General features: G+C 51.4%; 24 protein-coding genes, 1 other RNA gene and 2 pseudogenes. 7 read left to right on the forward strand and 20 right to left on the reverse strand.

Annotation, left to right across the window (positions count from 1 at the left end; genetic code table 11):
- Nucleotides 1-4: 4 nt before the first annotated feature.
- Together OQV04_RS02645 and lpoA are read right to left on the reverse strand one after the other, a co-directional pair.
- Nucleotides 5-400: a YraN family protein gene (locus tag OQV04_RS02645; RefSeq protein ID WP_032281650.1), complete on the reverse strand. Its 396-nt coding sequence runs from the start codon at nucleotides 398-400 to the stop codon at nucleotides 5-7.
- Nucleotides 358-2,394: a penicillin-binding protein activator LpoA gene (gene lpoA, locus OQV04_RS02650; protein ID WP_000249161.1), complete on the reverse strand. Its 2,037-nt coding sequence runs from the start codon at nucleotides 2,392-2,394 to the stop codon at nucleotides 358-360. Before lpoA ends, OQV04_RS02645 begins: the two co-directional genes overlap by 43 nt.
- Nucleotides 2,395-2,458: 64 nt before the next feature.
- Between lpoA and rsmI the strand changes: the two genes are divergently transcribed.
- Complete coding sequence (gene rsmI / locus OQV04_RS02655; protein WP_000809263.1) at nucleotides 2,459-3,322, forward strand: 16S rRNA (cytidine(1402)-2'-O)-methyltransferase; 864 nt, start codon at nucleotides 2,459-2,461, stop codon at nucleotides 3,320-3,322.
- A 42-nt stretch (nucleotides 3,323-3,364) separates the two neighbouring features.
- Here rsmI and OQV04_RS02660 read toward each other — a convergent pair whose 3' ends face one another.
- From OQV04_RS02660 to kbaZ, 14 genes and pseudogenes are all read right to left on the reverse strand, one after another.
- Entirely contained in the window at nucleotides 3,365-3,667 is a 303-nt protein-coding gene (locus OQV04_RS02660) for a helix-turn-helix domain-containing protein (protein ID WP_032281646.1), read from the reverse strand.
- Nucleotides 3,668-3,690: 23 nt separating this feature from the next.
- The gene (locus OQV04_RS02665; protein ID WP_223719239.1) at nucleotides 3,691-4,137 is read right to left on the reverse strand and encodes a type II toxin-antitoxin system RelE/ParE family toxin; all 447 of its coding nucleotides are present in this window, start codon (nucleotides 4,135-4,137) and stop codon (nucleotides 3,691-3,693) included.
- 36 nt (nucleotides 4,138-4,173) lie between these two features.
- Nucleotides 4,174-4,941, reverse strand: a complete 768-nt coding sequence (locus tag OQV04_RS02670; protein ID WP_332641594.1) for a galactosamine-6-phosphate isomerase — start codon at nucleotides 4,939-4,941, stop codon at nucleotides 4,174-4,176.
- Complete coding sequence (gene agaD, locus OQV04_RS02675; RefSeq protein WP_000534351.1) at nucleotides 4,942-5,733, reverse strand: PTS galactosamine transporter subunit IID; 792 nt, start codon at nucleotides 5,731-5,733, stop codon at nucleotides 4,942-4,944. It abuts the gene before it with no gap.
- Nucleotides 5,723-6,526 (reverse strand): PTS galactosamine transporter subunit IIC, encoded by an 804-nt coding sequence (gene agaC / locus OQV04_RS02680; RefSeq protein ID WP_000544489.1) that lies wholly within the window; start codon nucleotides 6,524-6,526, stop codon nucleotides 5,723-5,725. The genes agaD and agaC overlap by 11 nt, the downstream gene beginning before the upstream one ends.
- 38 nt (nucleotides 6,527-6,564) lie before the next feature.
- Entirely contained in the window at nucleotides 6,565-7,041 is a 477-nt protein-coding gene (agaB, locus tag OQV04_RS02685) for a PTS galactosamine transporter subunit IIB (protein ID WP_000098025.1), read from the reverse strand.
- A gap of 166 nt (nucleotides 7,042-7,207) precedes the next feature.
- Nucleotides 7,208-8,068, reverse strand: a complete 861-nt coding sequence (kbaY, locus tag OQV04_RS02690) for a tagatose-bisphosphate aldolase subunit KbaY (protein WP_000022766.1) — start codon at nucleotides 8,066-8,068, stop codon at nucleotides 7,208-7,210.
- A 12-nt stretch (nucleotides 8,069-8,080) separates the two neighbouring features.
- The gene (locus tag OQV04_RS02695; RefSeq protein WP_001114869.1) at nucleotides 8,081-9,235 is read right to left on the reverse strand and encodes an AgaS family sugar isomerase; all 1,155 of its coding nucleotides are present in this window, start codon (nucleotides 9,233-9,235) and stop codon (nucleotides 8,081-8,083) included.
- Nucleotides 9,236-9,585: 350 nt separating this feature from the next.
- Nucleotides 9,586-10,719: pseudogene (gene nagA, locus OQV04_RS02700) on the reverse strand (N-acetylglucosamine-6-phosphate deacetylase).
- Complete coding sequence (agaF, locus tag OQV04_RS02705) at nucleotides 10,716-11,150, reverse strand: PTS galactosamine/N-acetylgalactosamine transporter subunit IIA (RefSeq protein ID WP_000948824.1); 435 nt, start codon at nucleotides 11,148-11,150, stop codon at nucleotides 10,716-10,718. The pseudogene nagA and the gene agaF overlap by 4 nt, the downstream one beginning before the upstream one ends.
- 17 nt (nucleotides 11,151-11,167) lie before the next feature.
- Nucleotides 11,168-12,046: a PTS N-acetylgalactosamine transporter subunit IID gene (agaE, locus tag OQV04_RS02710; RefSeq protein WP_001295548.1), complete on the reverse strand. Its 879-nt coding sequence runs from the start codon at nucleotides 12,044-12,046 to the stop codon at nucleotides 11,168-11,170.
- Nucleotides 12,036-12,815 carry a PTS N-acetylgalactosamine transporter subunit IIC gene (agaW, locus tag OQV04_RS02715; protein ID WP_097463990.1) on the reverse strand — a complete coding sequence of 260 codons (780 nt, stop codon included), beginning with the start codon at nucleotides 12,813-12,815 and terminating at the stop codon, nucleotides 12,036-12,038. Before agaW ends, agaE begins: the two co-directional genes overlap by 11 nt.
- A 10-nt stretch (nucleotides 12,816-12,825) precedes the next feature.
- Nucleotides 12,826-13,299: a PTS N-acetylgalactosamine transporter subunit IIB gene (gene agaV / locus OQV04_RS02720; RefSeq protein WP_001295547.1), complete on the reverse strand. Its 474-nt coding sequence runs from the start codon at nucleotides 13,297-13,299 to the stop codon at nucleotides 12,826-12,828.
- Between the two features lie 22 nt (nucleotides 13,300-13,321).
- The gene (gene kbaZ / locus OQV04_RS02725; RefSeq protein ID WP_000681944.1) at nucleotides 13,322-14,602 is read right to left on the reverse strand and encodes a tagatose-bisphosphate aldolase subunit KbaZ; all 1,281 of its coding nucleotides are present in this window, start codon (nucleotides 14,600-14,602) and stop codon (nucleotides 13,322-13,324) included.
- 248 nt (nucleotides 14,603-14,850) lie between these two features.
- Here kbaZ and agaR point away from each other — a divergent pair, with 248 nt between their 5' ends.
- The gene (agaR, locus tag OQV04_RS02730) at nucleotides 14,851-15,660 is read left to right on the forward strand and encodes an aga operon transcriptional regulator AgaR (RefSeq protein WP_000072187.1); all 810 of its coding nucleotides are present in this window, start codon (nucleotides 14,851-14,853) and stop codon (nucleotides 15,658-15,660) included.
- A 54-nt stretch (nucleotides 15,661-15,714) separates the two neighbouring features.
- On the opposite strand, the gene yhaV is transcribed toward agaR, so the two are convergent.
- From yhaV to garD, 3 genes are all read right to left on the reverse strand, one after another.
- Nucleotides 15,715-16,179 (reverse strand): type II toxin-antitoxin system ribonuclease toxin YhaV, encoded by a 465-nt coding sequence (gene yhaV, locus OQV04_RS02735; RefSeq protein WP_000347273.1) that lies wholly within the window; start codon nucleotides 16,177-16,179, stop codon nucleotides 15,715-15,717.
- Nucleotides 16,179-16,514 carry a type II toxin-antitoxin system antitoxin PrlF gene (gene prlF, locus OQV04_RS02740; protein ID WP_001307405.1) on the reverse strand — a complete coding sequence of 112 codons (336 nt, stop codon included), beginning with the start codon at nucleotides 16,512-16,514 and terminating at the stop codon, nucleotides 16,179-16,181. The genes yhaV and prlF overlap by 1 nt, the downstream gene beginning before the upstream one ends.
- Nucleotides 16,515-16,662: 148 nt before the next feature.
- Nucleotides 16,663-18,234 carry a galactarate dehydratase gene (garD, locus tag OQV04_RS02745; RefSeq protein ID WP_032281643.1) on the reverse strand — a complete coding sequence of 524 codons (1,572 nt, stop codon included), beginning with the start codon at nucleotides 18,232-18,234 and terminating at the stop codon, nucleotides 16,663-16,665.
- Nucleotides 18,235-18,608: 374 nt separating this feature from the next.
- On the opposite strand from garD, the gene garP reads away from it, so the two are divergent.
- The 5 genes from garP to rnpB all read left to right on the forward strand — a co-directional run bounded on the left by garP (nucleotide 18,609) and on the right by rnpB (nucleotide 23,300).
- Nucleotides 18,609-19,943: a galactarate/glucarate/glycerate transporter GarP gene (gene garP, locus OQV04_RS02750; RefSeq protein ID WP_000599636.1), complete on the forward strand. Its 1,335-nt coding sequence runs from the start codon at nucleotides 18,609-18,611 to the stop codon at nucleotides 19,941-19,943.
- A gap of 15 nt (nucleotides 19,944-19,958) precedes the next feature.
- Nucleotides 19,959-20,729, forward strand: a complete 771-nt coding sequence (gene garL / locus OQV04_RS02755; RefSeq protein ID WP_024250085.1) for a 2-dehydro-3-deoxyglucarate aldolase — start codon at nucleotides 19,959-19,961, stop codon at nucleotides 20,727-20,729.
- Between the two features lie 29 nt (nucleotides 20,730-20,758).
- Nucleotides 20,759-21,649, forward strand: coding sequence for a 2-hydroxy-3-oxopropionate reductase (garR, locus tag OQV04_RS02760; RefSeq protein WP_001303675.1), 891 nt, complete (start codon nucleotides 20,759-20,761; stop codon nucleotides 21,647-21,649).
- 96 nt (nucleotides 21,650-21,745) lie between these two features.
- Nucleotides 21,746-22,891 (forward strand): glycerate 2-kinase, encoded by a 1,146-nt coding sequence (gene garK / locus OQV04_RS02765; protein WP_032281638.1) that lies wholly within the window; start codon nucleotides 21,746-21,748, stop codon nucleotides 22,889-22,891.
- Nucleotides 22,892-22,923: 32 nt separating this feature from the next.
- An RNA gene (rnpB, locus tag OQV04_RS02770) (RNase P RNA component class A) lies at nucleotides 22,924-23,300 on the forward strand.
- A 383-nt stretch (nucleotides 23,301-23,683) separates the two neighbouring features.
- On the opposite strand, the pseudogene OQV04_RS02775 reads toward rnpB, so the two are convergent.
- Nucleotides 23,684-23,940 (reverse strand): annotated as a pseudogene (locus tag OQV04_RS02775) (hypothetical protein); the annotation flags it as partial.

Genomic DNA, 23,940 nt, shown 5'->3' on the forward strand with positions numbered 1-23,940 from the left:
TTAATTATGAGTGGTCATTAAAGGCATCCTTAATCCACTCAACCTCATTCCCGGTGAAGGCTACCACATCGAACCGGCAATCCACAGTATCAAAACTCCCATTATGACGCGCGAGCCACAAGCGGGCAGTCTGTAATAATTTGTGTTGTTTGCTGCAGGTCACACTGGCTGCCGCGCCGCCATAAAGCGCAGAACGGCGGTAACGCACCTCGACAAAAACGGTGGTCCGGCCTTCACGCATTATCAGATCGATCTCGCCGCCACGCTCGTTCACGTTAGCGGCGACAAATCGCAGTCCTTTGCCTTCCAGCCAGCGACGCGCTTGTACTTCCCACGCATCGCCGGTCTGTTTGGTGGTTAACTGGCGGGGACTACCTGACCTTGTTGGTACTGTAGCCATGATAACTTCCTGTTAATCACGCAATCCGGGTTAGCCGTCAGGCTTCCGGTATTACCGTTGATTTCAAAACCCTGAACCTGGCGCATTTGTGAGAAATGATTTGCCAACGACCAGGCATCAACGCCCATCGCATACATGCGAGCCAGCGAATAATCGTTGTTCACCGCGCTGAGCGCCTGCTGCATTAACGGCAGATTACCGCCTGCCAGCATCGGGATTTCGCTGTACTGCAAGCCTTCCATCTCCAGTCGGAAATCCGGGCCAGCGGTCCCTTGCGCACTGCGGGAGCTGGCGTACAGCGTTGCACCGCTCTGGCTACCGTTACGCATGGCGATCATCGGTTTGATAAAAGCGATTTCACCCGGCGTTGCCACAATGTACACCGCATCGACACGACCGCCATTATTGGTGAACTGGTCATCGGTTGGCGTGGTTTGCAGCGTTGGATTGTTGGTCGTCATGCCGGAGTCGGTTGTCGCTCTGAGAGTAATCGGGGTACCCGTTAAAGCGATACCAGAACCGCCGTTAACACCCGCGCGTAATTCGCTGGTGGAACCAAATTTTTGTTGCAGAACGGTGCCGCCGCCCAGTTTCTGCCACTCTTGCGCAAACGCATTGGCTACGCGATCGCCCAATGAACTGCGTGGGATCAGCACCAGCGGCGCTTGTTTACCCTGGTCACGAATATGACGCGCTGCATCGCGCGCTTCGTCTTCCGGTGAAAGCGCGAAGTAACAAATATTGACGCGATTTTCGATATTCTCCGGCTGGTTCAGTGCCAGTACGTTCAGCGGAGTGTTGCTCTTCAGCAACTCTTCAACGTTATTTTTCAGCAACGGACCGACCACAATACTCGCGCCATCCTGCTGAACCTGGCTTAAGATCTGGCTAAGTGGTTGTGATGAGGTATCGTAGATTTTCAGCTCTGCGGATGGATTTGCGGGTGCGCTTACCGCTGCGGTGCTTGTCGCCGGGGCGCTTACAGGCACCGGCTGGGCTGCAGGCTGTTCACCGGTCAGATCGCTAACCGAGGCTTGTGCCGGGCTGGCAACGCCATCCACGGTTTGCGGTTGAGGTTGTTCTGCTACGTCTGCGGCAGGTGCGGCAGCTACCTGAGCTGCCACTGGCTGAGTGCCGATATTTTTCGCCGCTTCAAAGCCTTGCTGAATAGTGCGACCAAATACCGCTGCCTGGCCATTCAGTGGCAACAGCAGGGCGATTTTGTTGGTCGAGGCTGGTTTAAACGCTTTTACGTTAACCAACTGCGTTGGCAGCATTTTCGCGCCCGGGTTGTTCGGATAACGTTTCTGCCAGTCGGCGATCCCGGCTTTCATCATGTCGGGATCGTTACGGTTATCAAACCAGACGCGCTGCAGATCCAGCCAGCCTTGCAGAATATTTTCGTCGGCGTTGATCACCAGCGTATTCGCCTGTTCCTGAGTCATGGAGGAGAGCGCCTGCCAGGTGGCATCAATATTCTGCTGTTTTTCTTTCGCGCCAAGCAGCGGTTCCTGAGCAATTAACGCGCGCAGTAAATCAATGGAAGGACGCCCCTGGCTGGCATCGATTTTTGCCTGCCAGTAACGGGCTTGCTGGTTTTGTTCTAAATCGGCGGGTGTAATTTTCGCCAGCAAGTTTTGCGCGCCAGCAAAATCTTTCTGCGCCAGTTTAATCTCTACCGCCAGCAGTGTTTTCTCGCGACGCTGAGAATCATTCAGTTCTTGCGGTAGTTGGTTAAACAACTCAACCGCCTGCCCGGTTTTACCTTCTTTCACCAGTGCACGAATGGCGAGTAATTGCCAGTTGATCCTGGTATCATCAGAGCTTTGCTGCATCTGCTGAAGATAAAAGGCAGAATCAGCCTGCGCCGTGCCCTGCATATAAGCAGTGGACTGATCGGGAGTATGGGTGCCACAACCGGCGAAAATCAGGGCTGCCAGAACAACAGGCAGACAACGCGCGGCTTTCAAACGAGAAAATGTTGAGGGTACCATAATGTATCCAGTGATATTTTTTTTACGCAATGCTCAATATTAAATCGGCAATACGGACGACACAATGAAACAACACCAATCGGCGGATAATTCTCAGGGCCAGCTTTACATTGTACCGACGCCAATCGGCAATCTGGCGGATATCACCCAGCGTGCGTTAGAGGTATTACAGGCCGTTGATCTGATTGCCGCCGAGGATACTCGTCACACCGGTTTATTGCTGCAACATTTTGGGATTAATGCCCGGTTGTTTGCACTGCACGACCATAACGAACAACAAAAAGCCGAAACGCTGCTGGCGAAGCTGCAAGAGGGGCAAAACATTGCGCTGGTTTCCGATGCCGGAACGCCGCTAATTAACGATCCTGGCTACCATCTGGTGCGTACCTGCCGTGAAGCGGGGATTCGCGTGGTGCCGCTACCCGGGCCGTGTGCTGCTATCACTGCGTTAAGCGCCGCAGGTTTACCCTCTGACCGTTTCTGTTACGAAGGCTTTTTACCTGCCAAATCAAAAGGCCGCCGTGATGCGCTAAAAGCCATTGAAGCGGAGCCGCGCACGCTGATTTTTTATGAATCTACCCACCGTCTGTTAGATAGCCTGGAAGATATCGTTGCGGTATTAGGCGAATCCCGTTATGTGGTTCTGGCGCGTGAGCTAACCAAAACCTGGGAAACCATTCACGGCGCGCCCGTTGGCGAGCTGCTGGCGTGGGTAAAGGAAGATGAAAACCGCCGCAAAGGCGAAATGGTGCTGATTGTCGAAGGTCATAAAGCACAGGAAGAAGACTTACCCGCCGATGCCCTGCGCACGCTGGCGCTGCTACAGGCAGAACTGCCGCTGAAAAAAGCGGCGGCGCTGGCCGCAGAAATTCACGGCGTGAAGAAAAATGCGCTGTATAAGTATGCGCTGGAGCAGCAGGGAGAGTGATATCTCTCCGTGGCCCCGTTTGAAGAACCCTGGGGCCGCCTGCTAAACAATCAGTCTTTTTAGTGAGCCGAACAGATCGATGCCGATAGCATTTGCATAGCTAAAAACAACATCTAATGTTGGTGAACTTTCTCCTTTTTCAAATTTACTCACCGCTTGTCGGGTAACACCAAGTTGCTTCGCCACGGCAGTTTGGCTCAGATTGAGGGCTTTGCGTTTTTCCACGAGTTGGGAAAGAACCGCTTTGCGTTGTACAACAACATCAAGAGCATTAGCGGTTGCTTCGTCCTTAAGTAATTCTGTTTTCACGTCTTCCCAGTGATGTAACTCGTTATTTTTCTTCATTTCTATTTCTCCTGGAAGCTTGCTTAGTTTGTCGAAAGTAAGGCCTTATAACGTGCTAAACCTAACTCGATGTTGGCTTTAGGCGTTTTGTTCGTTTTTTTAGCAAAGATATGTGTGATGACCCATAGCCCTTGATGAAAGTGAAAATAAAAACCCCTTAACCAATGGCTCTGACTATGTGTTTTAATTTCATACATATCCCCTTGAACTTTTTCGGTATTCACCAGGGAAGAGCAGGGACCTAACTCTTCGAAATCGTCAATAGCAGCAATGAATTCCGCTCGATCGATTGCACTAAGATCAAACAATTCCTTTCTGGCCACACTTAACAGCATGACTGGAAGATTTTTATCACGTTTTTTGTTAGTCTGATTTTTCACCATCTTTTTGTCAACCTTTAGGTTTACATTGTGATGGCATAATAACGGAGGACGTTCATACTGAACCGGAACGAAGTGCTCAAAACTCATGAGCACTTTTCTTATTTTTCCGGGCTAAGGGGGATGTTAACGACGACACATCTCATCAATCACGCATGTGAAATGGTTATGCAGCCATAAAAACGAAGCCGGGATAGCGGTGGAGACTTTAGCCGTGAGAAAACGTTCTGTCGCATCCTGCTTTCCTTCGCCAGTCACCAGTAACAAAACCTCGCGGGCATTGAGAATATCCTTCAGGCCTAAGGTGATCCCACGAGTCACGGGGCGACCCGCGGTTTTTAACATCTCATGTTGCTGTGTTCTGGCATCAAGTTGACTGATATGGCAGGCCGGTTGCAGGTTTTCTCCCGGTTCGTTCAGCCCAAGATGACCGTTTTTCCCCAATCCGAGAACGCATAAATCCAGACCGCCTTTGCGCGCAATCAGGTTCGTTACCCGTTCGCACTCTGTCTCATTTATCTCTTCGGAGCGAAAGCTGATGAGCTGGTCTTCACGTAGCCCCAGCGGCTGCACGATATGCTGTTGCAGGAAAGTTTCGCAGGTGCCAGGCATAGTTAATGGCAGATCCACCCATTCGTCGAGCTTGACGAAGGTCAGCTGGCTGACATCAACCTGCTGCTGGTGGATTTTTTCTACCAGATAATGATACGTCAGTAATGGCGTGGCTCCGGTCGCCAGGCAAATCACGGCATCCGGTTTGCTACGGATCACGGCCAATAAATATTCGCTGGCACGTTCACTTAACGTCGTATAGTTTTCAACTTGCTGAAGGGTTTGCACAGGATGAAATTCCTTAAGTAAAGAGGCACCGCCAGACGCAGTGCCTCGTTCCATTTACAAAATGCCGAATGCGGAACAAACAATAGAGAGCACAAAAGTCACGCCGATTAACAGCACCGGATGCGCTTTTTTCACCCGCAGGAAGTAATACATCAGCAGGGTGTAGGCCATCGGTAAAATGTTCGGGAAGACTTTATCGAAGAAATCCTGCTGCAGCGCAACGCTGTGGGTACTGTCGATGGCAAACGATGTCACCACGTTAATATGCACATACGAAGCGATCAGCCCGCCGATTACCGTGATCCCGAGGATGGTTGCCGAGCGAGCAATCATCTGCGAGTTCTCTCGCACTTTATCGATCGCCTTCACGCCGACTGAATAACCGACGTGGGTCCAGCCGACGCGCAGGAAAAAGATAAGCAGGTAAACGGCGAAAAATAGAATCGGCCCCAGCAGGTTTCCCTGGCTGGCAAATGATGAGCAAATTCCCGCCATAATCGGCAACAAAGTAAACCAGAAAATCGCATCGCCAATCCCGGCGATTGGGCCAAACAGTGCCACTTTGAGGCCTTTAATGGTGTCGCGGTTTTCTCCTTTTTCTTCCATCGAAATTAATAACCCCATCAGGAATCCGACCAGATTCGGGTGGGTATTAATAAATTCGAGGTTATCTTTCATCGCTGCGCTTAGGCCCGGTTTGTCATCCTTATAAATCTTTTTCAGGATCGGCAACATCGCCCAGGTAAAACCGCCCGCCTGCATCCTTTCGTAGTTAAAGCTCGCTTGCAGCAGCGACGAACGAAAGCCCAGACGGGTGATATCTTTTTTACTGATTTCAGATCCCATTGCTGTAGTCCTCTTCTTCATTTTTACTGGCAACGGGCTGCGGTTGCGCTTGCTGCCGGGATTTCGCATTGAAAAACTCATACACCGCAAAGCCTGCGCCCAGTACGGCAACCGGCAACAGGTTGCTGACCTGGATGTAGCAAACAAACAGAAAGCCGGCGATCAGGTAAGGGATATATTGTGCTTTGAACATCACGCGCAGCAGCAAGCCAAAACCAACGGCAGGCAGAATACCGCCAGCCACTTCAAAGCCGTGGGTCAACCAGGCGGGCATCGCTTTCACCAGCGCCTGCATCGCCCCTTGTGCCAGGTAAGTACAGAGGAAAGCAATCACCGCATACGCTGAAGCGACGATGAGCATCGTTGTCCAGTTAAGTCGGGAAAACGCTGCCGTATCCGCCTCTTTCGCGCATTTATCGGCTTTGGTCATAAATAATGAGAAAGCGGAATAGAAGAACAGAATGACGTACTGCATTAACAAACTAAACGGCAGGCCAAGACCAATTGCTGTTTTGGCATCAACGCCCGTAGACCATGCAATGACGGTGGTCATCAGACCCGCCATAATCGGGTTGGGCGGCTGAACACCACCTGCAGGGGTTAATCCGGCGAAAGCCAACTCTGTCAGACCACCGGTAATTAAGCCAGTCTGAATATCACCGAGAATAGCGCCAGTTAGGGTACAAACGATTATCGGGCGGAATAAAAATAAGGCTTCCAGCCAAAAATCAATCCCCAGAACGAAAACTAACGCCGCCAGGGATAATCCCTGAAGTAGGGTTATTTCATGCATTTTTATTACCTCAAACCAATATTAAGGCGATTTTAGATTTAGTCAGGGATTTGTTCTTTTTGATCGCCAGGGACGTCCTGAATGAAAACATTCACGCCACGTTGTTTAATAAAACGTAAGTCCGTGAGATCCTGGTCATCGACATAAACTTTACTGCTGATTTGCTTTTTCCCTTCCGAGAAATGCATATTGCCGACGTTGACATCTTTCAGGTCAATGCCACCTTCTACCAATTTACGTACCGTTTGTGGCGTACGGCAAATCAGGAAGATCTTCTGATGCGGTGCAGCTTTGCCGATGACGTTAATGGTTTTTTCGATAGTAAAGAAACGAATGCCAAAGCCGTAGGTTTCTGCGGTAATACCCATTAATTTCTGTTGAATATCATCGTTAGCGACAACATCATCCACGACTACCAGCAGATTCGCACCGATGGTGGATGTCCAGGTCACGCCAACCTGACCGTGAACCAGACGGTTATCAATACGGGTTAAGAGAATATTTGGACTGCTCATTGTGTAATCCTCACCATAAAGTTGAATAATATAATTTTTTTAAATATATTATTGTTGCGATATTGTACTGATGTATTTATTAAGGTTTAGTCATCTCCTTTTCCATTAAGGCACTCCCCGATATTAATCGGGAAGTACATTGGGATAAATCATAAAAAACTAATGATTATGCTGAAATTCGATTCGCTGAACCACAGACATTAATTTTATTTCTGACAACTTCTTTCATCGCATCCATTCCGACGCGCATATAATAACGAGGATCATTACCCTGCGGATTTTCCGCAAACCAGGCTTTAACCGCGCCGGCGAAGGCTATTTTTAATTCTGTGGCAACGTTCACTTTTGTGACGCCAAGTTCAATAGTGCGACGGACAAATTCATCCGGAACATCGCTGGCACCATGCAGCACCAGAGGAACATCCACCACTTCACGAATTTCCGCCAGCCGCTGGAAATCAATCTTCGGCGTTTTGCTGTATAAGCCGTGCGCCGTACCAATCGCTACCGCCAGGCTGTCGACGCCAGTCAGTTCGACAAAGCGTTTAGCTTCTTGTGGATCGGTCAGGAATGCACTTTCGGCGTCAACGCTCATGTCATCTTCAACACCGCCCAGGCGGCCCAGTTCTGCTTCCACGCTGCAATCCTGGGAGTGGCAGAAGTCGACAACCGATTTCACCAGCTTTACGTTCTCGGCAAACGGGAAGTGGCTGCCGTCGATCATCGCACTGCGCACGCCTGCGTGGACTTTACGGCGAATATCATCCAGCGATTCGTGGTGGTCGAGATGCAGCGCCAGTGGCATGTTGTAGGTTGTGGAATAGGCGCTACACAGGGCGTAGATCTCTTCCAGCGCGATGTGTTTAAAGGTCCCCGGCGTTCCGGCGAGGATCACCGGCGATCGCATTTCACTGCACACTTCGAGGATCGCCTGGATCGTCTCGGCGTTATGAATGTTAAAGGCAGGCACCGCGTAGCCATTGGCCTGGGCGTCCTGTAACAGATATTTAGTGGAGATAATGCTCATAATGCGATCCTCTTATGCCTGCCATGGATGAATGATTACGCCTTGCACCACGCGGTTAACGGTGCCACTGGCTGATGGGGTATCCGGCGTATTGCCCATGTGCAGCGACTGCATCAGTGCAAACGTCTGGGCGTACATCAGGAAGCAAAATGCCTGCTCAACGTCGATAAAGTGACGTGACGGTGGCAGGATAATATGTGGACCGGCAGCGACGATGTCGCTGCTTTCCGCGGCGATGGCGATTACGCGCATTGCCTGGTTGTCACGGCGGAGTTCAGCCAGCAGATCAAGATCATACTGACGGGTGTAAGGGTGGCTGGAGACAAATACCACCACCAGCGTTTCGTCATCGACCAGCGATTTTGGTCCATGACGGAATCCGGTTGGAGAATCATAAAAGGCCGCCAGTTTACCCGCCGTCAGTTCCAGCACTTTCAGCGCCGACTCGCGTGCTGCGCCCTGTAAGCCACCGCTGCCGAGATAAACGATCCGTTTCCATGGTGCGTAACCAAACACACCTTCGCTGAAATCGCCCAGTGAGGTCAGGATCGCCTGGCAACGATCCGCCACGTCGCGGAAGGTTTGGCTGTTGATCGTCTCAGGTGCGAAAACCGCGAGGCAGCTGGCCATCATGGTGGTAATGCTGCTGGTCATCGCAAAGCCGCGATCGTGCGTTTCTGCGGGCATCAGCAGGGCAAACGCGTTATCGCTGTTGATCGCGTTTTGGTAAAGAGCGCCCGCTTCGTTGCAGGTAATCGGCAGGTGATAGCATTCCGGTACAAATTGATTTGCCAGTTCCACGGCTGCGACGCTTTCCGGGCTGTTGCCGGATCGACCGAAGGAGATCAACAGCAGCGGATGGGCTGGGTTCAGGTAGTCCATCGGATTAGTGACCAGATCGGTGGTTGGTACAGCGCTGAAGTTTTTACCGGTATGGCTGGCGAGCCACGGTGCGATGATGTCACCGATAAATGCTGAGGTTCCGGCTCCGGTCAGGATGATCCGCAGATTCTCTTTGCGCAGTAACGGTTCAAGGAAGTTATTGAGCGCGGAACGTAGCGCGTCGATGTTGGTGAGTGAACGGATCCATGCGCGAGGCTGATGGCGGATCTCTTCTTCAGTCCATGTACCGGTTGCGGCGGCAGCAGGGGTGTAATTTTCTGGCATAACTCAATCCTTAGTCTGATGAACTTGACGTCGGGCGTTGTCGCTTTCACTTGCCTTTCGTTTCATTTCACTTGGTGATGTCTTTCGTTGATTAAAATCTATAGAAAAGAAATCGAAAGTTCAATGGAGAAAAAGGAAATAAAACGAAATTTGTGATCGTTGAAAGAAAAGATAAAGGAAGCAAAAGGGATTGCTGGATGCGGCGCAAACGCTTTATCCGGCCTTGCGGTCACCAACTGTAGGTCGGATAAGACGCGTTAGCGTCGCATCCGACACCGCTGCACAGATCAAAACGAAAGAAAAAGAAAGGCCTTACGGGGGAAGTGAAGGCCCAATAAAGGAGCAAACTATCAAAACGAAGCTAATTGACCCTGAATCCAGATTTGTTGCACATGCAGCCCGCTATCCAGCGCAACGACGCTGGCGCGTTTGCCCGGTTTAAGCGATCCCAGAACACCATCAACACCCAGCATTCGCGCCGGATGCAGCGATGCCATATGAATGGCTTCCGCAGGCGTTACGCCCGTCAACTCGACCATATTGCGCACTGCCGCATCAACAGACAGCGTACTGCCCGCCAGCCCACCGGACGCGATACGGACAACGCCACCGTGCATCTGCACTTCTTCGCCACATAACGTATAGCGACCATCCGGCATCCCGGCTGCTTGCATCGCGTCGGTGATCAGCACGATTCTCTCTTTCGAACAGCAACAACACAGCGACATCGCCGCCGGATGCACATGATGACCATCGGCTATCAGTTCCAGCTAGGCGCGCTTGTCCGTTAATCCCGCGCCAACCATTCCCGGTTCGCGGTGATGTAAACCTGTCATCCCGTTATAGCAATGCACCAGGCCGTCGGCACCGGCATCAAACGCGGCGCGGGTTTGTTGCCAGGTCGCCGCGCTATGCCCCAGCATCACCCTTACATTTTGCTGTTTAAGATGGCGGATGGCCTGCAATGCCCCTTCTTTTTCCGGTGCCAGCGCTACCACGCGTAAGGTGTGCTGAGAAACGGCAATCAATTGATCCAGCTCGGCAATTTCAAGCTCGCGAAACAATTCCGGCGGATGCGCGCCTTTATTCTGCGGCGTGAAGTACGGTCCTTCGAGATAACTCCCCAGCACTTGCGCACCAGGTCCGCCGCGTTGGCAACGTTGAGCAATACGTTTCAGCGCCGCATGAATGGTATTAAGCGGCGCGGTTACGGTGGTCGGTAACCAACTGCCGACACCTTCGCGTGCCTTGTGCATTGCCAGCTTGTCGAGTACATCCGGCGCGTCATCCATTACATCAACGCCCGCACCACCGTGTACATGGGTGTCGATGTAAGCAGGGCAGAGCAGTTCCGCATCGCGTTCAGTCACGCCCACTGGAATCGGTTCGATTGCTGCGATGACACCGTCAGCAATACGCAACTGATGGTCATCGAGCCATCCCTCTTCAGTCAGCAGCCTTCTGGCGCGCAGAACGTGTGTCATATTCCTTCCTCGACCGGACATTCCTCATGGCAGCGGCCTAACTCGTCCACCAGACTGGTCAGCCCACGATGTCCACACTCCAGTGCCTGCACACGGAACTCTTCACCGCTTAACCCTTCGCGCTCCAGCACCATCTCCAGTAGCAGTTGCAAATTGGTGCCGGTGATCACTTCACAGCCCGGTTTTTGCATCGCCAGCGTTGAAGCTACGCGAAACGGCGTGCCGCCCAGCAAATCCGTCAGAAAAACAATGCCGTCTTCACAATCCAGTTGGGCGATGGCCTCTTCAAGCTGCGATGTAAGCAGCGCGGTGCTTGAGGTTTCCGGAAAATCGATGGCGATAAACTGCGATTGCTCACCGAGGATTTGCTTCATTGCTTTTTCCATGCCACTGGCAAACCCGCCATGCCCTGTCAAAATAATACTTAACATCTAATACCTCATTGTATTTAAAGGAAATGGCAGAATTTACCGACGATGCCGAGAACCACGGTAACCGCAATCAGGCGTAGCGGACTCCAGCCGCGGCGTACCAACCAGAACATGGTCAGGGTATAGACCAGCGGTAAGAAGGCAGGCATCAGTTTGTCGATAACATCAGCCTGTAACTTAACCACTGCGTCGCCCGCTGTGATTTCCAGCGTGGTGCTTAAACGAACATAGGTTGCCACCAGCGCACCGATTACCGTCATCCCAACGATAGACGCAGCATGGCCGACTTTTTTGGTATTCGCTTTAATGAGTGGAATCGCCGCCACGCCCATGCGGTAAGCATAATGCGCCAGACCAAAACGCAGCCCCAGGTGTACCACGTTGAACAGCACAATAAAGACGACTGCGCCAAGAATGGAGCCTTGCAATGCCAGACTGGCTCCAATCCCGCCACAAATCGGCAGTAGCGTTAGCCAGAACATTGCATCGCCAATCCCGCCGAGCGGCGCACCGACGGCAATTTTGGTGCTCTGAATACTGTTAACGTCCTGCTTAGAACGCTCCATCGCAAGGATAATGCCGATAACAAATGTCACCAGAAACGGATGGGTATTGAAGAAACCCATATGCCCCTTCATGGCGCGCGCCAGGTCGCGTTTATTAGTGTGGATCTTTTTCAGAGCAGGCAGCAGACCGTACAACCAGCCGGAAGCCTGCATACGTTCGTAGTTAAAAGACGCTTGTAACAGCATGGAACGCCAGGCGACGCGATTGATATCTTTTTTCGTCAGCTCCGCGCCAATGCTCTGATCTTCATACACGTTTTCATTGACGCCAGTCAGCAATGTTTCTTCGTTTTCACTGACGTTCGGCAGGGTGGTTTGATTAGATGCCATCTTCAAATTCCTCTTTCTGTGCCGCAGATTGAGTCGGTTCAGGAGATTTACGCAGCAGATCGATCAGCGCCATCGCCAGCGCGGCGGCAGCAATAGCCAGCACCGGTAACTTGAGCCAGGCTGCGGCAACAAAGCCCAGGATGAAGTAGGGGATGTAGACGTTTTTCATCATGATTTTCAGCAGCACGGCAAAACCGATTGCTGGCATGATGCCGCCCGCGACGCCGAGGCCGTCGATTAATCGTTGCGGCAGGACATCAATGATGGTTTTTGCATGTTCCGCGCCGAAGTAGATAGGCAGGAAAGCGCAGAGAAAATAGAAAGTGCCGAGTGCCAGCAGTGCCAGATAGTTTACGCGTTCAATGCCGCGAGTATCGGCGTTCTCCGCCATCCGGTCGCAGCGAGACATCACGCCAGACATCACCGAGAACAGGAAGGTAATCCCCATCTGTACTGCGACAGCGAAAGGTACGGCGACACCGACTGCGACATCGGGTTTCACGCCAGTAGTAATGGCAAACGCCGTGCCGACGATAGTACCGATAATCACGTTAGGCGGCTGTGCGCCCGCCAGCGGGGCCAGCCCCATCCACACCAGTTCCAGCGTACCGCCGGTTAAAATACCGGTATGCAGATCGCCAAGTACCAGCCCGACTAACGGGCCGAGGACCACCGGGCGGTGCATATGGGTTAAGCCGTTAAACATATCCAGGCCAGCGATAAAGGCGATAATGCCCAACGCGAATGCCTGCAACAGACTGATTTCCATGATGAATCCCTCAAAGTAATTTAAAGAGGTCCACAGCAGGCTCTGTCGGGACGCCCTGAACGAAGCATTCCACCCCAGCGGCTTTCAGGTCGTTAAATGCTGCGATATCGCCCGCATCCACAGAAACCGTTTTGGCGATTTGTTGCTTGCCATTGGCGTAGTGCATATTGCCAACGTTAATGCGATTCACCGGAACGCCACCTTTCACCAGCGTCAGGAAATCGGCGGGTGTTTTACAAACCAGCAGGATTTTCTGTCGATCGGCGGCGCGATGAATGTTGTCGATAACTTTTTGCAGCGTCCAGAAACGTACGGCGATCCCTTCTGCCAGTACCATTTCCATCAGGTTTTGTTGTACCGGATCTTCGGCAACCTCATCGTTGGCTACCAGCACCAGATTTGCCCCCGCAAATCCGACCCACTGAACGCCGACCTGACCGTGAATCAAGCGTTCATCAATCCGGCTTAAAACAATATTTGGCATAGCGTGTTCCTCTTTGTTTTGCTTATTGGCCTTCACAGGCTGTGTGGTACTGCGCCAGGATGTCCTGAATATGGTTGATAATGAGTTCCCGTGGCGTCGGTTGCAGCTCGCCGGAGCGAACTTTCACGTACTGCAGCGGCAGATACTGGCTGATCAGCGGCAGCGGAATTGGTGAATCCGCCAGATTACGTACCAGATGAGCGAAAGCGTCATCAATCTGGCTGTCCGGCCAGTAATAGCGCACGCGATCCGAGTAGCTATAACCACGCGCCAGACGACGCGCGTTGCCGTCACCGTGGTAGTGGCTTTGCCAGTATTCCGGGCGGTCGAGCATCACGTCTTCCAGCACCTGACGCAGACCGGAACAGGCTTTTGCTGGCACCAGTTCTTCTTCAATCGCCGCCAGAGAGAACAGAGCTTCACGCAGGGCGAAGGTCAGCGCCGGGCCAACTTTCAGAATGGCAAAGTGGTCAATCACCAACTGGCGCAGCGATTGCGGCGTTTGATAATCGGTAGAGTGCGCTTCGAAAATCAGCGTTTCGTAGTTTTCGACCATCTGGCTTAAGGCGGTCGCTTTGGCGGGCTGATAATCAATAACGTTGGTGTGATCGAATTCGACGCCGGGTTGAACCACCAGGGCAATGATGCGTGGCCAGATGGCATTCAGACCCTGCTTTTCAAAAGCGTGACGATGGGCTTCCAGCGTGGCGCGGGCGGCATCCGGCGTGGTGACCGCCAGCTCGCTTAAGGTTTCATGCGCGCCGCCAGGTACCGGCACTTCGGTACCAATGACATACTCCAGATCGGCTTCGCCAAAGTGTTCAAGACAGGTTTCTTCCGCCACTTTCGCCAGACGGGCGGCGCGTTCAGCCACGATGTCATCAGTTAAGGGAATCGGATCGTCCTGACAGGTCATGCTGCAATCAAGGTGGATTTTTTTGAATCCTGCCGCAACGTAGCTTTTAATCAAATCATCGGCATTGGCCATTGCCTGAGCGGCCGGCAGGTTTTGCCAGCGGTTTGGCCCCAGATGGTCACCACCCAGAATCAACGCATCCTGCGGGAAATTCAACGAGTCGGCGAGCTGACAAACAAAGCCGCGAAAATCGGCGGGCGTCATTCCGGTATAACCGCCGAACTGGTCTACCTGATTGGAGGTTGCTTCAATCAGTAACGGCGTTTGGTTTGCACTGGCGTAGCGGATTGCAGCCTCCAGCACCAGCGGATGTGCGGAACAAACGGCATAAATTCCATTTGTTTTGCCCGCTTTGTGCTGTCTCACCATTTCTGTCAGATGTTTCACTTTCCTCTCCAGTTCAGATTACTGCGATATTAATCTTTCGTTTTGTTTCAGTTGATACTGCGTTATGGTGAGATAAAAATAAAACGAAAGATAATGGTTTTCTGATCTGATTCACAAAAGAAACATAATGAAAGTCACTGAAACGAGAGTAGCTTGCGTCAATGGGCAAGGTGGGCTTGCATTTGCTTAATAGAAAGGCGTTAATAGGCAAAACGAAATGAAACGAAAGTTTTACGAAAGGACTTACTATGAGTAATACCGACGCTTCAGGTGAGAAGCGAGTGACAGGCACCAGCGAGCGACGAGAACAGATCATTCAGCGTCTGCGACAGCAAGGGAGTGTGCAGGTTAACGATCTGTCGGCATTGTATGGCGTATCTACTGTGACGATCCGCAATGATCTGGCGTTTCTGGAAAAGCAGGGGATCGCTGTGCGTGCCTATGGTGGCGCGTTGATCTGCGATAGCACGACGCCGTCAGTCGAGCCATCAGTGGAAGATAAAAGCGCACTGAACACCGCGATGAAACGCAGCGTTGCGAAAGCTGCCGTTGAGTTGATTCAGCCAGGTCATCGGGTGATCCTCGATTCCGGGACCACCACTTTTGAGATTGCTCGTCTGATGCGCAAGCACACTGACGTAATTGCGATGACCAACGGTATGAACGTGGCTAATGCTTTGCTGGAAGCGGAAGGCGTTGAGCTGCTGATGACCGGCGGGCATTTGCGCCGTCAGTCGCAATCTTTTTACGGCGATCAGGCTGAACAATCGCTGCAAAATTACCACTTCGATATGCTGTTTCTTGGTGTAGATGCGATTGATCTGGAGCGCGGCGTCAGCACGCATAATGAAGATGAAGCCCGTTTAAACCGCCGGATGTGCGAAGTTGCGGAACGGATCATCGTGGTCACCGATTCCAGTAAATTCAATCGTTCCAGTTTACATAAGATCATTGATACTCAACGTATCGACATGATCATTGTTGATGAAGGCATTCCTGCGGATAGTCTGGAAGGACTGCGAAAGGCTGGGGTTGAAGTGATTCTGGTCGGGGAGTGAGAAAGGGTGCCCGCTGGTCAACACGAATGCGTTCGGCGGGCATTGTGAACACCATCAATGGGTTTCTTCTGTCTCTCGGGTGAGGGTTTCCCAGTCGGCAGGAGGATGTCCTCTTTTTAACATTTTGCTGAATACGGTATAGGCATCTGTTTTTTTACCGTAGGTGCGCAGCGTGTTTTCATCGTTCATCCATCCCAGAATGATGACTTTCTCTTTTTCACTATAACGAAAGAAGAGACGATAACGACCAGCACCAAATTTTACCCGTGACCAGTCTTTATTTTTCCCAGAGCCTAACGACTTGCCATGACGGAATGCCGGTGATGATGGATTGACCGTGATATGCTCCTCAATCACTTTATGGACTACCGCCAATAACTTTGTGGCGGCTTTTCTCTGATAATTTTCAGGATCTTTTCCCTTTAATGTCTCGACTTCGGCAACTAAAGCGTCGTAGGTTTCCTGAAAACAGGGATGAGCATATAGCGCCCAACCATTAACCCTTTGTGGAAAATCCATTATTCGTCGTCGCCAATCTCATCATCAATGTTGACGTCCATGCCAGCGACAAGTTTCTTTCCTTGTTGAATGTTGAATGGACGAGTTTTTTGCGGGTTGTTCTGGATATCTGCATCCAGAAAACGCAAAAATGCATTCATAGTATGATCCTCCTGTTCATCTCCCAGTCGGCACATAAATACTTGCCCACCAGGCAGAATTTCGTAATGAATGCTGTCCTGGCCTGGCTTCAGTTTTAAAGCCTCACGCACTGGCGCGGGGATAGTTGTTTGTCCGCGTATCGTGACCTTTGATTCAGTGGTCAGTACAGCGTGAGAGCGAGCATTAGCGGGCATGATTCACTGTCCTTTTACAGCCTGTTTTCTGCTCAAATTATAAGCTTGAACTAAGGTAATGCAAATGCATTATTAATGGACGTGGGGGCTTTAAACAATAAAAACATGGCACTAAGGCCATGTTTTGCGAGGGACGTTCCAAAAGAAATCAGGTCACCGGTGCCGGGTTAAACACTGCCAGCTGGTTATGCAGCCCCCATTGATCCGAGAAGGTTTTCTTCTTCCCGCTGGCGACGTCGAGAATAAAGTGGAACAACTTCCAGCCCACCTCTTCAATGGTTTCTTCGCCGGTGGCGATAGTGCCCGCGTTAATATCCATTAAATCAAACCAGCGGTTCGCCAGCTCGGTGCGGGTCGCCATTTTAATGACGGGTACCGCCATCAGGCCGTACGGCGTACCACGACCGGTCGTAAACACTTGCACTGTGATACCCGAAGCCACCTGTTGCGTGCCACAGACAAAATCGCTGGCTGGCGTCGCGGCGTAAATTAATCCGCGTTTAGTCGGGCGTTGACCGGGCGACAGCACTTCAACAATTGCGCTTTTACCCGATTTAGCAATGGAGCCGAGCGCTTTCTCCACTACATTTGCCAGACCGCCTTTCTTGTTGCCCGGCGAAGGGTTGGCGCTGCGGTCGGTTTTTCCCATATTGAGATAGTTATCGTACCACTCCATCTCCGCCAGCAGCCGTTTGCCGACCTCTTCGTTCACTGCGCGTGGTGTCAGCAGATGGATCGCGTCACGCACTTCCGTGACTTCTGAGAACATCACCGTTGCGCCGCAGCGCACCAGTAGATCAGACGCATACCCAACCGCCGGGTTTGCCGTTACGCCAGAAAAGGCATCGCTGCCACCGCACTGCATGCCGACAACCAGTTCTGAAGCCGGACAGGTTTCTCGCTGACGTTGATTCAGTTTTTGTAGATGGCGTTCGGCGACCTGCAAAATATCCTCGACCATGGACTGAAAACCGACATGCTTTTCATCCTGCAAACTGACAATGCTGGCGCTTTCTACTGGAATAGCTTGCACATCATCCGTTCCAGTCAGCAGGCGCTCAGGCTGCAACTTTTCACAACCCAGGCCAATCACCATTACTTCGCCGCCAAAGTTAGGGTTCAGCGAAATATTGTGAATGGTACGAATAGGTACAACTGCCGCCGGTGCGTTAATCGCCACGCCACAACCGTACAAATGATTCAGCCCCACCACGCCATCGACGTTCGGGTATTTCGGTAGCAGATCGCGTTCAATGATTTTTACTACATAGTCCACCACGCCTGCCACACAGTGGACGCTGGTGGTGATGCCGAGCAGGTTTTTGGTGCCCACGCTGCCATCGGCATTGCGATAGCCCTCAAAGGTGTATCCTTCCAGCGGCGGTAAGGGTTCCGGGACTTTGGTTGCCAGTGGCAGCGTGTGTAACGGCGGCGCTTCCGGTAGTACAACCATTGATTCGTCGATCCAGCTTCCGCGTGGGATTGCACGCACGGCGTAACCAATCACTTCGCCATAACGAATAATTTCACCATTAGCCGGAATGTCCAGCAATGCGACTTTATGCCCCTGGGGAATATGTTCAATTAATTCCAGCCCATCCGGAAAACGCGTTCCTGCTTTCAGGCCATTATCATTAACAATAATTGCCACATTATCTGTGTCGTGAACTTTTATATAAAACGCAGTTGGCGTTTCTTGTCTGATTTCGATGTTGGCCATTGTGCAATATTCTCCAGCCAGGGGTTATTAAAATGAGGACCTGGTCTCATTTAAAAATAAATGACTTCATTGGGTGAAATAAGAATGTCAGGAGTTTAAACGCAGAAATGTGATCAATGTCAATCATTTCAGGGATTGCAGTGCCGCCCGGCAAGGTAAAGCGCAAATCTGTGCTTTAGCGCGCAACCTTATGTGCATATGCTCAAAATAATATTTAAATAGTATTAATTAAATTAGCATTTGCACAATGATTATTATTCTCGCGCTGCTTATACTAATTCCCGAGTTCATTGTCGTTACGGCATAAATGAAACTCATAAATAACACCTTCCCCATAATAATAAAAATCAGCATAAGTACCCGAGGTAAATAAAATGATTCTGGACACCGTTGACGAAAAAAAGAAAGGCGTGCATACCCGCTATTTAATATTACTGATTATTTTTATTGTTACCGCCGTTAACTACGCCGATCGTGCAACGCTGTCTATTGCTGGTACCGAAGTGGCAAAAGAGTTGCAGTTAAGTGCGGTTTCGATGGGTTACATCTTCTCTGCTTTTGGCTGGGCCTACTTGCTGATGCAAATCCCCGGCGGCTGGCTGCTTGATAAGTTTGGCTCGAAAAAAGTTTACACCTACAGCCTCTTTTTCTGGTCGCTATTCACCTTCCTGCAAGGCTTTGTTGATATGTTCCCGCTGGCCTGGGCAGGGATCTCCATGTTCTTTATGCGCTTTATGCTCGGCTTCTCGGAAGCGCCATCATTCCCGGCGAACGCCCGTATTGTCGCCGCCTGGTTCCCGACGAAAGAACGTGGTACTGCCTCCGCCATCTTTAACTCGGCGCAATATTTCTCGCTGGCGCTCTTTTCGCCGCTGCTTGGCTGGCTGACTTTCGCCTGGGGCTGGGAGCACGTCTTTACCGTTATGGGGGTGATTGGTTTTGTGCTGACGGCGCTGTGGATCAAATTGATTCATAACCCGACAGATCACCCACGTATGTCTGCGGAAGAGCTGAAGTTTATCTCTGAAAATGGCGCGGTGGTCGATATGGACCACAAAAAGCCGGGCAGTGCGGCAGCAAGCGGACCCAAACTGCATTACATCAAGCAATTGCTCTCTAACCGCATGATGTTGGGCGTGTTTTTCGGACAATATTTTATCAACACCATCACTTGGTTCTTCCTCACCTGGTTCCCGATTTATCTGGTGCAGGAAAAAGGTATGTCGATTCTGAAAGTGGGTCTGGTCGCCTCGATTCCAGCACTGTGTGGTTTTGCGGGCGGCGTGCTGGGAGGTGTCTTCTCGGATTATCTGATCAAACGCGGTTTATCCCTGACCCTGGCACGTAAGCTACCGATTGTGCTGGGAATGTTGCTGGCTTCCACCATCATCTTATGTAACTACACCAACAACACCACGCTGGTGGTCATGCTGATGGCGCTGGCTTTCTTTGGCAAAGGATTTGGTGCGCTGGGCTGGCCGGTAATTTCTGACACCGCGCCGAAAGAGATTGTTGGCCTCTGCGGCGGCGTCTTTAACGTCTTTGGCAATGTTGCCTCCATTGTCACTCCACTGGTGATTGGCTACCTGGTAAGTGAACTGCACTCCTTCAATGCAGCACTGGTTTTCGTGGGATGTTCAGCGCTGATGGCGATGGTCTGCTACCTCTTCGTAGTTGGCGATATTAAACGTATGGAATTGCAGAAATAAGCAAAGGTATAAGCGATGAATAACGATGTTTTCCCGAATAAATTCAAAGCCGCATTGGCTGCGAAACAGGTACAAATTGGTTGCTGGTCAGCACTCTCTAACCCGATTAGCACTGAAGTTCTTGGTTTGGCTGGGTTTGACTGGCTGGTGCTGGATGGCGAACATGCGCCAAACGATATCTCCACGTTTATTCCGCAGTTAATGGCCCTGAAAGGCAGCGCCAGCGCGCCAGTAGTACGAGTGCCGACCAACGAGCCGGTAATTATTAAGCGTCTTCTGGATATCGGTTTCTATAACTTCCTGATTCCTTTTGTAGAAACAAAAGAGGAAGCAGAGCAGGCGGTGGCATCAACGCGTTACCCACCGGAAGGCATTCGCGGCGTCTCCGTTTCTCACCGCGCCAATATGTTTGGCACCGTGGCGGATTATTTCGCTCAGTCGAACAAGAACATCACTATTCTGGTCCAGATAGAAAGTCAGCAGGGCGTAGATAATGTCGATGCCATTGCCGCTACCGAAGGCGTAGACGGCATCTTCGTCGGCCCCAGCGATCTGGCTGCGGCATTAGGCCATCTCGGCAATGCCTCGCACCCGGATGTACAAAAAGCAATTCAGCACATTTTTAACCGTGCCAGCGCGCACGGCAAACCCAGCGGTATCCTCGCGCCGGTCGAAGCCGATGCGCGTCGTTATCTGGAATGGGGCGCGACGTTTGTGGCTGTCGGCAGCGATCTCGGCGTCTTCCGCTCTGCCACTCAGAAACTGGCTGATGCCTTTAAAAAATAACCACCACCGCAACAAGAGAGATGATTGATATGACTATGAAAGTTGGTTTTATTGGCCTGGGGATTATGGGTAAACCAATGAGTAAAAACCTTCTGAAAGCAGGTTACTCGCTGGTGGTTGCTGACCGTAACCCAGAAGCTATTGCTGACGTGATTGCTGCAGGTGCAGAAACAGCGTCTACGGCTAAAGCGATCGCTGAACAGTGCGACGTCATCATAACCATGCTGCCAAACTCCCCTCATGTGAAAGAGGTGGCGCTGGGTGAGAATGGCATTATTGAAGGCGCGAAGCCAGGTACGGTATTGATCGATATGAGTTCTATCGCACCGCTGGCAAGCCGTGAAATCAGCGAAGCGCTGAAAGCGAAAGGCATTGATATGCTGGATGCTCCGGTGAGCGGCGGTGAACCGAAAGCCATCGACGGTACGCTGTCAGTGATGGTGGGCGGCGACAAGGCTATTTTCGACAAATACTATGATTTGATGAAAGCGATGGCGGGTTCCGTGGTGCATACCGGGGAAATCGGTGCAGGTAACGTCACTAAACTGGCAAATCAGGTCATTGTGGCGCTGAATATTGCCGCGATGTCAGAAGCGTTAACGCTGGCAACTAAAGCGGGCGTTAACCCGGACCTGGTTTATCAGGCAATTCGCGGTGGGCTGGCGGGCAGTACCGTGCTGGATGCCAAAGCGCCGATGGTGATGGACCGCAACTTCAAACCGGGCTTCCGTATTGATCTGCATATTAAGGATCTGGCGAATGCGCTGGATACTTCTCACGGCGTCGGCGCGCAACTGCCGCTCACAGCTGCGGTTATGGAGATGATGCAGGCACTGCGTGCAGATGGTTTAGGAACGGCGGATCATAGCGCCCTGGCGTGCTACTACGAAAAACTGGCGAAAGTCGAAGTTACTCGTTAATGACGTCGTGCCCGGATGGCGTATTGCAATCCGGGCCTGGAATCCAGGCCGAATAAGAGAAACGCCCTCCGGCGTCATGTGGTAACAGGCATAGGTATGAAAATCGTAATCGCCCCAGACTCTTATAAAGAAAGTTTATCTGCCAGCGAGGTTGCGCAGGCGATAGAAAAAGGATTTCGGGAAATTTTTCCTGATGCACAGTACGTTTCTGTTCCGGTTGCCGACGGTGGCGAAGGAACGGTGGAAGCGATGATTGCAGCCACCCAGGGTTCCGAACGTCACGCCTGGGTTACAGGGCCGCTGGGCGAGAAAGTGAATGCCAGTTGGGGGATCTCCGGCGATGGCAAAACCGCGTTTATTGAAATGGCGGCGGCCAGTGGGCTGGAGCTGGTACCTGCGGAAAAACGCGATCCACTCGTGACCACTTCACGCGGCACAGGCGAGTTAATCCTGCAGGCGCTAGAGAGCGGCGCGACAAACATTATTATCGGCATTGGCGGCAGCGCTACAAATGATGGCGGCGCAGGCATGGTACAGGCGCTGGGGGCGAAATTATGCGACGCCAACGGCAATGAAATTGGTTTTGGCGGCGGTAGTCTTAATACTCTGAATGATATTGATATTTCCGGCCTCGATCCGCGCTTAAAAGATTGCGTCATTCGCGTCGCTTGTGATGTCACCAATCCGCTGGTGGGCGATAACGGCGCATCGCGCATCTTTGGCCCACAAAAGGGAGCCAGTGAAGCGATGATTGTTGAGCTGGACAATAACCTCTCTCACTATGCCGAGGTCATTAAAAAAGCGCTGCATGTTGATGTGAAAGATGTCCCCGGCGCAGGAGCTGCGGGTGGTATGGGCGCGGCGCTAATGGCGTTTCTTGGTGCGGAACTGAAAAGTGGTATTGAAATCGTCACTACGGCACTGAATCTGGAGGAACATATTCACGATTGTACGCTGGTGATCACCGGTGAAGGGCGTATTGACAGCCAGAGTATTCACGGCAAGGTACCGATTGGCGTCGCAAACGTGGCGAAGAAGTACCATAAACCGGTGATTGGCATTGCGGGTAGCCTGACCGATGATGTTGGCGTTGTACATCAGCATGGCATTGATGCGGTCTTCAGCGTATTGTCCAGCATAGGTACGTTGGAGGAAGCATTTCGCGGGGCTTATGACAATATCTGCCGTGCTTCACGTAATATCGCCGCGACACTGGCGATTGGAATGCGCAACGCGGGGTGACAAGGGCGCGCAAACCCTCTATACTGCGCGCCGAAGCTGACCAGACAGTCGCCGCTTCGTCGTCGTCCTCTTCGGGGGAGACGGGCGGAGGGGAGGAAAGTCCGGGCTCCATAGGGCAGGGTGCCAGGTAACGCCTGGGGGGGAAACCCACGACCAGTGCAACAGAGAGCAAACCGCCGATGGCCCGCGCAAGCGGGATCAGGTAAGGGTGAAAGGGTGCGGTAAGAGCGCACCGCGCGGCTGGTAACAGTCCGTGGCACGGTAAACTCCACCCGGAGCAAGGCCAAATAGGGGTTCATAAGGTACGGCCCGTACTGAACCCGGGTAGGCTGCTTGAGCCAGTGAGCGATTGCTGGCCTAGATGAATGACTGTCCACGACAGAACCCGGCTTATCGGTCAGTTTCACCTGATTTACGTAAAAACCCGCTTCGGCGGGTTTTTGCTTTTGGAGGGGCGGAAAGATGAATGACTGTCCACGACGCTAGACCCAAAAGAAAGCGGCTTATCGGTCAGTTTCACCTGATGTACGTAATAAACCGTTCCGGCGGGTTTCAGACTGTTGAGTGCGCTTTATTCATGCCGGATGCGGCGTGAACGCCTTATCCTGCCTACAAAAGCACGCAAATTCAATATATTGCAGAGATGGCGTAGGCCTGATAAGCGTAGCGCATCAGGCATTTTTGCGGTTGCCATCAGTTTCAAACCCGCGTCGATAAGTTTTTGCTTTTGGTGCACAGGGTAAGATGAATATCTACGGTATTAATAATAGACTTTGTAAGAAGTTATTAAGTCTATATTGCATTTAAAAGGTCGTAATCATACGTATAGTCCTCTCTGGTAAAATATAGTTCCTCTGAGTTATATGCTTCATATGTGTTATATTTTTTCGACCTCAAAGTAATTGTCAGAAGAATTATCGTCTTTCTCGATACCATTATCTGAAAGTAACTCTTCTGAGCTAGAGTCTTCTATGTTTAAATCCATAGTATAATTAATTTGGGGAATGACCAGATAAGCATTTTCTTTGATATTTTCATAATCTTCAATG

This window comes from Escherichia sp. Lx600-2, assembly GCF_036662595.1.
In the GTDB taxonomy this organism is placed as follows: Bacteria; Pseudomonadota; Gammaproteobacteria; order Enterobacterales; family Enterobacteriaceae; genus Escherichia; species Escherichia coli.